Genomic DNA, 13,774 nt, shown 5'->3' with positions numbered 1-13,774 from the left:
GCTCATCTGAAAGATTCTCAAAAACTTCTCTCTTGAGTTTACGCATCCAGTAGTAGTAGGTTTTAATTCCGATATTATTCTGATCACACCATTTAGCTACGGTGATGCCACTCTGCCTGCATTCTTTAATTCTGCCGGCCCAAAGGGAAACTTTATATTCGTGAGATACTCTAGTCAATTTATCCATAATACATCCTCCAATGTTAATCTAAATATCCTTAAGATCCTTAAGGTACTTTAGAATTCTTATATTTACATTGGATATTATCCCATGATTAAGAAACCGAAGACAATACACTATTTTATTTGACGCTTACGTTCTACTAAATTTGATTTCTGATTATAATGTTTATATCTGTAACGAGTTCCTTTTGGAGATAACATTAATTTTCCCGTGATTTTAGCAACACGTTTTCGGCTTATATGGCATAGAAAAGTTTATAGAAGAGCTAGAACTTAGTTTTCTTGCATATAATATAAAAAGAATAATTAATTTAGTATGAACCGAAAGGATATTGCGGGAGTTAAGGGGATGATATTCCTCTTTTTTTCTATCATTAAAAAAAAATATGGAGAAAAGTTTAAAAAAATCCTAAAACCCTTGAAATTAAGGTTTTAGGATTTTTTGTGGTACGGATAGGGGGATTTGAACCCCCACGAGATTACTCTCACTAGCACCTGAAGCTAGCGTGTCTGCCATTCCACCACATCCGCATATATTAATATTATACTACAAAAATTCTAAATTTTAAATAAATTTTTTCTCTACATTTATTACATCATCTTCTAAAAGTATTTCTCCATTTATTAAAATCCCAGTGTTCTAAAAATCTTTCTGCTGCATTTACACCATTATTAAATAAAGCTATACTCTCCTTTTTGGTTATATCAAAATCTGTAGCGCTTATATTTTTAATTTTACCATCTACTTTCACTTTAGTTGAAATTCCAATTGTACGTTGAAAGTCACCTTTTGAATTTGATATATATTGTTTATCATTAGCATCTAATGTTGTAGAAACTAGTAATTTCAAATAATCAAATATATTTATATTCGATTTTGATCGGCTTATTATAGAATTTTCATTGGAATTTTCAATAAATTTGAATCCAAAAGTAGGATATTGAGGATATGATTCTCCATCATCTAAAATCCAAATCGGATAATTGCTTAAGAGTCCCCCATCAACGATAAGATGCTCCCGTCCCATCTTATCTTTTAAATGAAATGGCTCATAAAATATAGGAATGCTCATACTCATTCTAACAGCTTTAGCTATACTATATGAATCCGGATTTATTCCAAATTTCCATAAATCTCTAGGTAATACCAAAAGTTTTTTATCTGTTAAGTCAGAAGCCGTTACCTGTAGTTTATATTTGTATCTTTTACATCTACGATCATACAATCTAACATCACCAAAAGTTGCTTTACCTTTTTCCTTTAATAATTTATTTAACCAATTCTCAAAATAATCGGCATTATAAATTCCAAAATCAAATACAATACTAAAGAATTTCCCCACTGTCCCAAAGCAGTCCAATAAATCCTTTTGCTTAAATTTTAAATAATCAATAGATTTCATTATTTCTTTTATTTCATCACATTTATATCCCACAGCTAAAAGTGTTGCAACGATAGCACCTGCTGATGAACCAACTAAATTTAAAAAATCATACCCCTTTTTTTCAAATACACATGCTGCTCCAACATGACCTATACCTCTTACTCCGCCGCCTTCAAATGCGGCATTACATAAAGTCATACTGTTCACCCCTATTGCAGTATATGAGTAAGAGTTAGAAAAGTTAATTTCAATGTATTTTAAATTATTTAATATTTAATTCTTCAATAACATCTTTCATATATATAGTCTCCGTTTTATCTTTAAAATATAATACTATAAATTCATCTTTTACATATGGTGATACGTTTCCATCTTCATCTAAGTAATTTATTCCCCAAGAATATTGATTTGGATATTTTCCTCTATCATCTAAAACACTATTAAAACATTCTGTAAAGATTTTATGTTTAAATCTATCCTCAGTATGTTTATATTTAGGGGAATTCCATACATTAAGAACTCTGCCGTTAGTCAATTCAAAATTTAAAGTAATTAAACCATCTTGATAAGAAGGTTTGATCTCCATATCTTCGGAATTTACTTTCCAACCAAATCCAAAGAAATATAAATACATACATACTGCTATAATACAAATCATCAAGGTTAATAATATGGATTTTACTATCTTTTTATTTAGCTTTTTAAATGGCTTAATTTTCTCTTTATTATATTCTGGTTCTTCCACAGGAACTTCCGCTTTCATTAGTTCCAAAGTTTCTTTACATTTTGAACAAGTTTTCAAGTGTTCTTCTATCTCAAGGTTACTTTCAGTACTAGTTAAATTATCAATATAGCTTGGTAATAAGTCTTTTATAATCTCACACTTCATTTCAATCTTCCTTTCATAATTTTTTGTTTTGCTCTATAAAAAGTTACTCTTGCCCAATTTTCATTTTTATTAAATATTTCACCAATCTCTTTAAAGGTAAAAGCTCCTGTTATGCGAAGCAAAACTATCTCTTTTGAAGTTTCATCAAGAATATGTACTGCTTTAATAAGTTCCATTTTTTCTTCTGTCAGACAAATTTCCTCTTCCGGATTTAATCTGTCACAAATAATATCATCTTCTAAAGCAACTGTTTTTTTACGTTTCTTTTTATCAATTTCTTGATACCATACATGTTTAGCGATTTGGCAAAGCCACGTTGATATTTTACATGTACCATCATACCGTTTTGCTGATTTTACAGCACGATAAAATGTTTCTTGCGTAAGCTCTTCCGCAGTATCAGCATCATTACAAAGACTTATTAAAAACTTAAAAACAATTTCTGCATAGTCTTTATAAATATCATCTGTATCAAGCATATTATTTCACCCCTTCCATATCATATATCCTAAAAGACGTTATATCGTTACACATAAATTAATATTTATTTACTAAATTAGAGTACAAAAATAGAAGACATCAAAACGACATCTTCTTTCTCTATAAATAAATTGAATTTTTAATATAAATACATAAAAAATAATTGTTAATTTGCCCATTAATTCACCTTTTGTCTGCCTGCAAGAAATCCACAAATTCTTCTCCATATTTGTTGACTATCAATAAATTGCTGATAATGCTTTTTTACATTTCTGTTGTATTTCTCTAGTTCATTAAGCATATTCATAAAATCATCACGACCAAAATATGTACAAATTTGTGGAAGAGTATCTGTAAGATTTTCACGTATTTCGTCAATTTTTTCTTTATAATGTTCTCTTTGTGTAATATACAAAAAAAGGGGCTTATATCTAATCCAGCCAATACAAGCACGATAAAAACGAGTTATAATTTTATCTGAATTTGCTTCAATATATTTTAGTTTAATCGGAAGAACACCATCCATCAAATGATGATATGTGGAAAAGCCATCATGAAAAGTATAACATGGTACACGTAATACTTTTTTCTTACTTAAACATGTACTTAAAAAAGTATCCTCTCCTCGAGCACCAGGTGGGTTATAAAACGGGCTCACTCTATCAAGCTTAGTTAGATTAATACATAAATTAGCTCCGGATATAAACTTAGTATGATTAATTTCCTGTACTTCTTCAATTTTATTATTAACTAAAATTTCTGTATCAGCATATGTAACTCCGCCGTTTTTCATAACCAAATGAATTGTATCCCAATTTAAAATATCATTACTTATTGCCTCAATAAAAATACGAAAGTCTTGTTCTGTAAAAATATCATTAAACTCAATATAGGGTATTGGTGAAACATACCCACAATGATACCCATTTGTAATATCTGCATTTTGTATATTATATAGATGAGTTGCTAATATACGCTGACCACCCCATATAGCAGAAGAACGTGTATTTGTAACTGCCATTGGGTATTCATCATCATCAAGAAAAAGAAGATAATCCATATTATTTTTTAATGCAGTATATAATACAATATTACGCTTTGCCGCATATCCACTTCCAAAAATTAATCGACCTTCTATTTCATCAATAACTTTTTCCTGTATCAAATAATTAAGCTCATTTTGAATCTCATTTTTACCAATAAAGTATGTATTATCAATTAATTCCAGTAATTTATTATTTACATTAGTATAATCTGTAGATTTTGTATTTGAATAATTTAGATCATATGCAACTAATAGATTTAATTTAATATTTTTTTCTCCAGTCAGCCCACTTTCATGCCAGTTATAAATATTGGTTTTTAATACCCTCTGAAAATTTTTACGTCCTGTTGCAAAACCAATTCCCACATTAATTTCATTATTCTGCTGCAAATGACTCACTCCTTTCTACATTTAATCAACATCTTTTACAAAAGAATCATTTATTTATATTAAAAAAACAAATTGAATTTTTTACCAGTTCTTCTTATATTTTATCATAAATAAGAAAATAAGTCGAATACATACAGTAATCGACTTATTTGACAATTATTTTTATCTAATATTATTTAACTCATCGTATTAAAAATAAAATATTATTATCCTGCATGATTAAATCCACCGGCTTCACTTTCTGTTAATACAGATATAACTTCATGAGTTTCAAAATAATCTAATACACGACGAAAATCTTCCATAAATAGTTCTGCCATATCTAAACCAAACCCCTGACGTACCAATATTCTTTGCACCACAATATCTTCAGCATTCTTTGGTAGCGAGTATGCAGGGACCTGCCAACCTCGGCTTCTCAGCTTATCTGCAAAATCATATAAATTAAAATTAACTTTTACATTTTTTTTCAAAGACCATGCTATTGCAGGAATACCCTCCTTAGGATCAGCATTATAAAGAATATCAAACACTTCAATTTTTTCAATATTTTCTGCAAGATACTGTGCAGTTCGGTAACAGTTCATATGTATTTTTCTATATCCTTCATGTCCAAGTCTCAGAAATTCGTAGTATTGAGAAATAACCTGGCCTGCTGGACGTGAAAAATTCAATTGTATAACAGCCATATCTCCTCCAAGGTAATTAACATGAAAAATAAGACGCTCTGGTAAGTCAGACTGATCTCTCCACAAAACCCAGCCACATCCGAGAGGAGCCAATCCAAATTTATGACCTGATGCACTTATAGATTTAACTCTTGAATTTCGAAAATCCCATTGTATCTCTGGTGCACAAAATGGAGCAAGAAATCCTCCTGATGCTGCATCAACATGAATATCAAGATCAATACCTTTATCATTGTTCAATTTGTCAAGAGCATCGCAAAGTTGTTTAATCGGCTCATACTTTCCATTAAATGTCAATCCAAAAGTTGCAACAACACCAATAGTATTCTCATCAATATATTCTAACATGCTTTCAGGTGTCATTGAAATTGAGTTCCTCTCCATAGGAACTTGACGAAGTTCAATATCCCAATATCTACAAAATTTTTCCCAACAAACCTGTACCGGTCCAGAAACAAGATTAGGACGTGATATATTTTTTCCATCTTTTTCTCTTTTCTCTCTCCAGCGCCAATACATAGCCAAACCGCCTAACATGCATGCTTCTGAAGAACCTACAGTAGATGTTCCAATAGTATTTTTCCATTCTGGAGCATTCCAAAGACCTGCAATCATATGAACGCATCTTTCTTCAATAGCTGCTGTCTGTGGATATTCATCCTTATCAATCATATTTTTATTAATGGAAATATCCATTAATTCACGAACTTCTTCTTCCTCATATGTTTGACAAAAAGTAGCAAGATTTTGTCTAGCATTTCCGTCAAGAAAAAGCTCATCTTTAAGAATTTCTAAAATAACCTTAGAATCAGATTCTTTTTTCGGAATAGAATACTTTGGAAGCCTAATCTCTGAATCTCTACTCCCAAAAATACTATTATTCAAATTATCTCTAATATCCTTACGCTGATATAATGCCATGCTAAACCTCCATTTTATATAATTTTACTGTAAAGTGTAAGATAGTTTTTATAAATAAGAAAGTTTAAAATTCATTTCTTATTTATGTACTAATTTTCTCTTCTCATATTTTGTAATATCTATAAAATAAAATTTTAATTAATGAATAACTGTTTAAATAGCTTTATCCATAGATTTTCTCGTGTGTCTATTAAACTATTTGATTTTTCAAGTTCATTAATAGCATCTTCCAATATTTCATTTCTTTTTTCTTTATTACCATAAAACATATAAACTATTTTTCTCGAAAAATCATTTAATTGTTCAAAAGCGTATTTTTGATTTAAACAAAGATTATCAATAGATGGATTATAGTATGTCGGTCTAAGTTTACTTAGTAATATGTGATGTTTTTCTTTCCTAATAATTGTTTGTGTTTCAATAGCTTTTCTAGTTATATATTGCAATATTAATTTATCATACATGGCAAATTCAATATTGCTAAAAAGATTCCAACCATAATAACGAAGTTGTTTAATCAATCGTTTATCTTTAGTAAAAGCATAATTTTGTGCTGATAAATAAAAATCCGGATATATTAAATTATAATCGTAATACCTATACCTCTGATTATACTCTTGTATGCTATAATGTTTCTCAGGGATTTCCGGTTTATTAAGCAATATTTGAGCGATATTTCTAAAACAGTTATTATTAAAATCATCAACTTGACTATTTTTAGTGTTTACAGTTTGTAATAACTGGACAAACACATGCTTAAAATTGTCTGCATCAAAAAAATCATATTCAGGCATAACTTTTTCTATCTTTCTGCAAATACAGTTAGTCATATCTTTAAAATCTTCAATAAAATCATAATTTGCTTTTGAACAATGAAGTTTTAAATAAGTTTCCTTATCCCGTAAAAATCCTTTTTTAAGTTCTTTAATAATTTCTAGAATATTGAAGTTGTTCTCATTTTTTGACTCAATAAAACATGAATATATAATATTTACTAATTTATTTGGGAATATATGAATTATAGGCAAGATTTTAATATATACACCTTTTTCTTTAATATAAAAGTAAAAATTTCCACTACATCCATAACAGGTTGATAAAAGCTTACGTTTTGATGGTTGAGATTCATTACTAAACAAATTTAAAACAAAAGGTGAAAATTTTTCATGGGCATAGACATTAAATTTACCAAAATCTTGCAAGAAATAGTTTTTTTTATTAAATAGTTCTTTAATATTTTTATAATTATCTATATCTGAATCAATAGGATTCAAATCAGCAAAAAAGCAACTCTTTAAATGTTCTGCTTCTACAGCAGATGAACAAAGAATCATTTGACTTAAAATAATATGTGCTGCCTTAATAATCAAAATATCACCCCTTTAATAAAATGGAGCCAGAACACAAAGTCCTGACTCTGAGCCCCGATCCACGGGAACTGCCTACTAATAGAATAATAAAACATAAAGACTTATTTGTCAATATTTGAGATAAATAAGTCTTTTACTACTAAATTTCAAATATCACAGGTCTGTTAAATTTAAATGTTTTTGACTTTTATATGTAACTTTATAATAAAAGAAATTTACTATTTTATGAATTACTAAAAGACAAATTCATCTGAAGCAGTCATTTCTTTTGCAATTTTAATCATCCGACTAAATTTATCTATAATCGCACTTGAAAGCTTTTCCGCCTCCGCAGCAGATGCTCTAGCACGCTCAGAATTCTTTTCTCTAATATATCGAATTACCTGATCACCTGTTTTATGTAAAGCATGATGAAGTTCTTCAACGCTTTCCCAAAGTTGTGATAATTTTTCAGAAGAAGGTTTAACTGCATAATAGAAATGTCCAAATCCACATTTATGTTCATCTGTCTGAATTGGAGTTATAGCCATATCCTTTGCCATATTTTTTACATTCATTAACCACATATTATGTGCTTTAATTGCATTTTCAATAGTTTCAACAAAATCTTCGTTTGAAAGACCACAAAGCTTACTGTTTACCATTTCGCCAGAAGCAATTGCAAGCCCATTAACATTCTCTTCTATATTAGCAATAGAAATAGAGATTCCATTTATTGAATCGCTGATTCTTTTTAATTCTTCAGCAGATCTTGATAGATTTTGTATATCTTCATTAACCGACTCAAGAGCAGTTGATGATTCTTGCAATGATTCGTTTATTACTTTACTTGTTTCTGCTGCTTCGGAAATACGACTTGTAATACTACCGGTTGCACCTGCACTTATCGCCATAACATCTGATACTGATTCTATACTTCCACTAATCTTTCCAATAGAGCCTATTGTCTTTTCTACGCTGCTTTTACTTTTATTTGAAGCATTATTCATCTCAATCAGAAGTTCATCAATATTGACAGTCAATTTCTTTGTTGTATCAGACAAAGTTCTTATTTCATCTGCTACAACACCAAAACCCTTTCCATATACGCCAGCTTTTGCAGCTTCAATTGATGCATTAAGAGATAAAAGCTTTGTTTGATCAGAGATTTTATTTATACCCTTTACAGCTTCATTTATCTTATGTATTACAATAAGAAGATCTCTAATACTTTCATCCATATCATTAGAAAAAACCATCATCTCTGTATTTTCCGACTTAATGCTCTTTAGTATTTCGTTACTTTTCTCTGTATTCTCATTAAGTATTTCCGCATCTTCTGATATCCTACCAATAGTATCAGATAATTCAGAGTTAGAGTTAACTATTTGATTAGTAGAAATCGAAATTTCTTCAGAAGAATATGCGACTTTCGAAAACATGTTACTTAAATTATCAGATGAATCTTTAATTTTACCACTAAAAAAAGAGAGTCTAAGATCAAAATCACTTATCATGGTTGCAATATTAAATACTCCCTTAAATATATGTGCTGCTTTTTTGTTTGCATCTCTTGCCATTTTTATTTTAGAATTTGTATTAAGTCTTTTGTCAGAAGAGATCTTGGGCTGGTTCTTTTGTTTTTCCGTTTTTTGCTTAGTAAATAACATTATTTTATCCTTCCTTTTCATAGTCTGTCTTTTTTATTGTCTGATTTTTGGAATTTACCTCATAAAATTTTATCATACTTCATCTTCTTATTTGTAGTCTCTGTAAAGATAAATTTCAAAATACAATATTTATCATACCCTCTTCCAATATTCTTCAGTTATTCTAATTTCTGAAAAAATATGATGTACTATTATTATATATCCACAAAGCTAACAACACAACATATAATTAAAGTATAAATAAGAAGGTTTATGAGGTAAAATTTTTATTTAAAAACTAATTAAATAAGGCTTAAAATCTTTTACTCTGTATGAAATTTATAAAAGCATCTGCTTGCTTTTGTAAATAAGGAGTGCTATCTGTCAACTCAAGCCTGTTATCTTTATTAATCTGCTGTAATGCATTTGGTATTGTTAATCTAGGCGAATTCATTACATTCATATTTAAAAAACTTATTAGTGTTACTAAATGGTCCTGTGCGATACCTGTTCCGGACATACCAGGGGTAATACCACTTACAGCAGCTGGTTTCCCCTTAAGCACCTGTGCTTCATTTTTACTTATAGGTCTTGATAACCAATCAATAAGATTTTTCAGTACACCTGAAAAGAAATGATTATATTCCGGCGTAAAGAACCATATACCATCTGCTGATTTAACAATTTCACGTACACGTTTTACAGATTTAGGCGTTGGAAATTCAATATCCTCATTAAAAAGTGGTATATCTGCATAATCAAGCAGTTCAAACTCAGCAATATCATTGACCATTTTCTTAGCTGTTGCTGCCAACTGACGATTATAAGAGTCTTTTCTTAACGAACCTACAATTGCGACTATTTTTAGTTTCTCCATATTATTTATCCCTTCTTTATTACAATTTTAATATTAATAATTATAACTTTTTATTTTCTTTTCATCTTTCTGATACTATCTGCACATTTTATATATTACTTTAGCTATTAATAATATCTCTTTATATAAAATACCCATAACTTAAAATATAAACAACAAAATAATAATATAAGTTGAAAATTATTATTTTTTAAATATAAAAGTTTAGTTCAATTTATTTTTAATTTATACATGAACACATTCAAAAACATAAATTCAATATTTCAAATATATTAACCAACAAAATAAAAAATTGAATATGGAAGCTTTAATGTTATATTTAAAAATCTTGACAGGTTATCTACTATGTATTACAATATAGATAGTATATTGCAATACATAATAGTGCTGAAAGAGGTGAATAAATTTGATTCCATCACAAATGCTTAAGGGAACATTAGAGGGATGTATTCTTAAAGTTATAAGCCATAAAGAAACTTATGGTTATGAAATTTCTCAAGAATTACAAGAATATGGCTTCTCAAATATTTCAGAAGGGACAATTTATCCCCTTTTATTAAGACTTGAAAAAAATGAATTGATTACAGCACAGTATAGAGAGTCACCACTTGGACCTAAACGTAAATATTTTTCTATTTCACAAGCAGGTAAAAAAGAATTGGATAATTTTTATAAAAATTGGCTGGAACTTGAAAATGCTGTAAACATGCTGTTTGAAAAGGGAGAAGATAATAATGAATAAACAAACAAGAGAGTTAAATCGTATCAACAATGAATTAAACAAACAAGTAAATTATGAAAACAAGGAAGCCTTTACCGATATAGTTTGTTATTTACGTGGAGCAAATATATCAGAATACAATCAGGAACTAATACGGCAAGATTTACTAGAAATGATCTTATCTGCACAAAAAAGAAGTGAAGATATTAAAGCAGTCATAGGAGAAGATTATAAAGTTTTTTGTGATAATATCATTGAAAACTTACCACCTAGAACTATAAAGGAAAAATTCTTAAACTTTATTGATATCATCTGCTGGTGTATATCTATTCTTAGCGCAATAAATATTATTATTTCAAATGATACAATATCTTTAATACGTAATCTCATAAAAGGAGGACCTGTAAATTTCCAACTTTCAGTCTCTATAGGAAACGTAATCTCTGCAGTTATTATTGTAGCTGCGGCTTTTATTATAGTTGAAACTATTTTAAAAAACTCTTTTAAAATAGGCAAAAATAAAAGTATTAATAAAGTAAAAGTATTTTTAATATGTGCAAGTATTATGGCAATATTTTTATTAATTGCTTGGCTTGGAAAAACCACATTGTTTACTGTGAATATATTTACTGCATGTACTTTTACTCTTATACTATATATAATTCACAAGATACTTTCAAGAATTCAGTAATTTTATATACTTTATTCTATTACGTTAGTATAAAAACCTTGCAGTTTTAATAGTTGCAAGGTTTTTATATTAAAATAAGTTAATATGTTTGTCTGCGTTAATTTTCATTTTTAGTATCTAATCTTATTGCTCCGTAATAACATTTGTCAAAATATACATTCGACATATTACTGATTTCAACACTTCCACCAGACTGCGGAGAATGAATAAACTTTCCGTCACCTATGTAGATTCCCACATGACCAATTTTGTTTGAACTAACAGAAGATTCAAAGAAAACTAAATCACCCAATTGTAAGTCCGTCTTTTCAATTCGAATACCACAATAATACTGTTCACTGGAAGAATGAGGAAGATATCCATCAAAATGTGCAGCTACATACTGTGTAAAACCTGAGCAGTCAAAACCCTCTGGAGTTGTACCTCCGTAAGCATAAGGAACTCCAATATATTCTTTTGCATATTCTACAAATTCCTTTGCTGTACAACCTAAAGAAATGGTTCTTTCTCCACCTCTTGAAATTATCTTAGTTTGTGGATCTGTTTTGCTTTCAGATTCTACCTTTGATGCAGGCAAGTCATCTTTCTTTGCCACTAACGATAAAGGAATATTAAGCTGCTGATCAATTGTTAGCTTGTCCGGATTCAATCCAGGATTTACTTCTAATATATTTTCAATACTCACACCATATGCCAAAGCAATGTCCCAAAGGGTATCTCCCGCTTTAACATTATAGACTGTATTGTTATTCTCTGTAGAAATCAATACGCTATTTTGTGAAGAGTCCCAATTAACTAAAGCTCCAAACTGTTCTGAAACAAATCTCAGTGGAACCATTGTTCTGCCATCTACGATTAGAGGGGCCACATCCATAGAATTTGTAACTTCATTTTTTACCACTTCAGTACTTCCAATAACTAATTTTATATTATCAGACCCTTTAGTTATAACAACCATCCCAGTATCACTTTTCCAATCTACAGAAGCTCCAAGCTCTTCTGAAACAAATCTAACAGGCACTAGTGTCCTGCTATTTGATATGTATGGTTTTGTATCGGGGAAATCCACAGCATTACCGTTAATATATACTCCAACGCCGACGGTTTCTGCAAATGCGAAGTTATTATCTTCAAAAGATGATAAAATAACTAAAATAAACAAAGTAATTATTAATAATATTTTTAATTGCTTCATTGAACCTATATCTCCTACTACCGCTTTTTTTATAAGATTATTTATATTCTTAAAATAAGTACTGCTCTATAAATTATTTAATTTATGCTCATAATTTAATTAATCCATTACCTTGAAAACAGGATTTATTTTATGTTCTAATTATTATTTAAGCATAGATTTAAAATTTCAATATTAATAAAAATTTTACAATTTTCATCATTTTCAGAGTTATTTTATATGACTTTTTAATTATAACACATATTATCTTTATATATAACTTTATAATTTACATAATTTTTATAAAATTTCAGGTCATTATATTTTGCTTTTATTATTATATAAAATTATATATATCTTTCTATCTTTGAATCCTAAATTTTCTGCAATCTTTCATAAACAGGTACAGACACTCCAAGTCTCCTGCCTAATCGAAATGAGCACTTTTAGTTTGTTTTCAGGACAGATATCCGCCAGAAGTGCATCACACCTCATAATAAATTGCTTCATTTTAGCTTTATCAAAAATTGCGAAGATGTTTCATAATCTTCAAAGGTGTAGATAATTCCATTTTCCTGAACGTTTTCTCCTTTTAAAATCTTGGTCATTACTGCTGTCACTTTGTCAGATGACCACTTTGGATTTAAAGCACTTACAAACTTCATTGCACTCATAGGAATTCCTTTTGAACCGCTTGCAGAAGTTAAAATAATGGATTTTACATGACTATTTTCTTCTTCAATTTTGCATTGAATACCGTTTGGCCTAGGTGTGTCATTCGGTCTGTCTTTGACATAAATCAAATATGCATTATCCGACATAGTATCCGTGGCAACCAACTGATAGCCAACTGGCTGCATAACATCAGACAAGTTTTTCATTAACTGCTTTTGTGTAATGCTTGCCGTGTTTTCACCGGGAACTGCAAGGGCAATTGTAAGAAGAATAATCGTAACAACAGCGGGTACTATCTTGGGTTTTCCTTTTACAGTACGGAAAATCAGCCAGCCACAGGCAGCGAAACCTGCAACAAATGCTATGCCGCAGATACCAAAACTCTTTATCAAATAATATAAGACCCCAACAAAAACCAGACCTGCAATGATTCCTTTCTTCGGTTTTTCCTTTGTTGACGATTCTGTAAATTGTCCCGCTTGTGATGCCGTTTCTGATGCAGTCACTTTCGGGGTGTTCAGCGATTCTTTATTATCATGCATAATATCTCCCTAACTTTTTAAAATATGGTTCTGAATACCTTTTGAAATTCTATATATCACATCTAGCGCTTCATTTTAGCAGCAACGAACGCAGACTGCGACATATTTCACTTC

General features: G+C 29.7%; 13 protein-coding genes and 1 tRNA gene. 2 read left to right on the top strand and 12 right to left on the bottom strand.

The features are described from left to right. From tnpA to K292_RS0101695, 10 genes are all read right to left on the bottom strand, one after another. Positions 1–187 (bottom strand): IS66 family insertion sequence element accessory protein TnpA (gene tnpA / locus K292_RS0101740; protein ID WP_027398399.1); only part of this gene is annotated, 187 nt, incomplete at its 3' end. A 441-nt stretch (positions 188–628) separates the two neighbouring features. Further along, a tRNA-Leu gene (locus K292_RS0101735) sits at positions 629–714 on the bottom strand. A 65-nt stretch (positions 715–779) separates the two neighbouring features. Next, complete coding sequence (locus K292_RS0101730) at positions 780–1,766, bottom strand: patatin-like phospholipase family protein (protein ID WP_027398398.1); 987 nt, start codon at positions 1,764–1,766, stop codon at positions 780–782. A gap of 64 nt (positions 1,767–1,830) precedes the next feature. Then, a complete protein-coding gene (locus K292_RS17605) occupies positions 1,831–2,457 on the bottom strand; it encodes a zf-HC2 domain-containing protein (protein ID WP_027398397.1) in 627 nt (208 codons plus the stop codon). Further along, positions 2,454–2,936, bottom strand: a complete 483-nt coding sequence (locus K292_RS0101720) for an RNA polymerase sigma factor (protein ID WP_027398396.1) — start codon at positions 2,934–2,936, stop codon at positions 2,454–2,456. The genes K292_RS17605 and K292_RS0101720 overlap by 4 nt, the downstream gene beginning before the upstream one ends. Before the next feature lie 179 nt (positions 2,937–3,115). Beyond that, entirely contained in the window at positions 3,116–4,372 is a 1,257-nt protein-coding gene (locus tag K292_RS0101715; RefSeq protein WP_027398395.1) for a hypothetical protein, read from the bottom strand. Positions 4,373–4,578: 206 nt separating this feature from the next. Continuing rightward, positions 4,579–5,982, bottom strand: a complete 1,404-nt coding sequence (locus tag K292_RS0101710) for a glutamate decarboxylase (protein WP_051280135.1) — start codon at positions 5,980–5,982, stop codon at positions 4,579–4,581. Positions 5,983–6,116: 134 nt separating this feature from the next. Then, positions 6,117–7,352 carry a hypothetical protein gene (locus K292_RS0101705; protein ID WP_027398393.1) on the bottom strand — a complete coding sequence of 412 codons (1,236 nt, stop codon included), beginning with the start codon at positions 7,350–7,352 and terminating at the stop codon, positions 6,117–6,119. Positions 7,353–7,585: 233 nt separating this feature from the next. Further along, on the bottom strand, positions 7,586–9,001 hold the full coding sequence (locus tag K292_RS0101700; protein ID WP_027398392.1) for a methyl-accepting chemotaxis protein: 1,416 nt from the start codon (positions 8,999–9,001) through the stop codon (positions 7,586–7,588). A gap of 292 nt (positions 9,002–9,293) precedes the next feature. After that, entirely contained in the window at positions 9,294–9,857 is a 564-nt protein-coding gene (locus K292_RS0101695) for an NADPH-dependent FMN reductase (RefSeq protein WP_027398391.1), read from the bottom strand. A 406-nt stretch (positions 9,858–10,263) separates the two neighbouring features. Between K292_RS0101695 and K292_RS0101690 the strand changes: the two genes are divergently transcribed. Together K292_RS0101690 and K292_RS0101685 are read left to right on the top strand one after the other, a co-directional pair. Further along, positions 10,264–10,599: a PadR family transcriptional regulator gene (locus tag K292_RS0101690; RefSeq protein ID WP_330364875.1), complete on the top strand. Its 336-nt coding sequence runs from the start codon at positions 10,264–10,266 to the stop codon at positions 10,597–10,599. After that, on the top strand, positions 10,592–11,269 hold the full coding sequence (locus tag K292_RS0101685) for a DUF1129 domain-containing protein (protein WP_027398389.1): 678 nt from the start codon (positions 10,592–10,594) through the stop codon (positions 11,267–11,269). The genes K292_RS0101690 and K292_RS0101685 overlap by 8 nt, the downstream gene beginning before the upstream one ends. Before the next feature lie 97 nt (positions 11,270–11,366). Here K292_RS0101685 and K292_RS17600 read toward each other — a convergent pair whose 3' ends face one another. Both K292_RS17600 and K292_RS0101670 read right to left on the bottom strand, forming a co-directional pair. Next, entirely contained in the window at positions 11,367–12,464 is a 1,098-nt protein-coding gene (locus tag K292_RS17600; protein WP_051280133.1) for a stalk domain-containing protein, read from the bottom strand. A 485-nt stretch (positions 12,465–12,949) separates the two neighbouring features. Continuing rightward, on the bottom strand, positions 12,950–13,624 hold the full coding sequence (locus K292_RS0101670) for a hypothetical protein (RefSeq protein WP_156900438.1): 675 nt from the start codon (positions 13,622–13,624) through the stop codon (positions 12,950–12,952). Between the last annotated feature and the right edge of the window lie 150 nt (positions 13,625–13,774).

The organism is Anaerovorax odorimutans DSM 5092 (genome assembly GCF_000426305.1).
In the GTDB taxonomy this organism is placed as follows: domain Bacteria; phylum Bacillota; class Clostridia; order Peptostreptococcales; family Anaerovoracaceae; genus Anaerovorax; species Anaerovorax odorimutans.
This window is presented reverse-complemented; position numbering and strand designations above follow the sequence as displayed.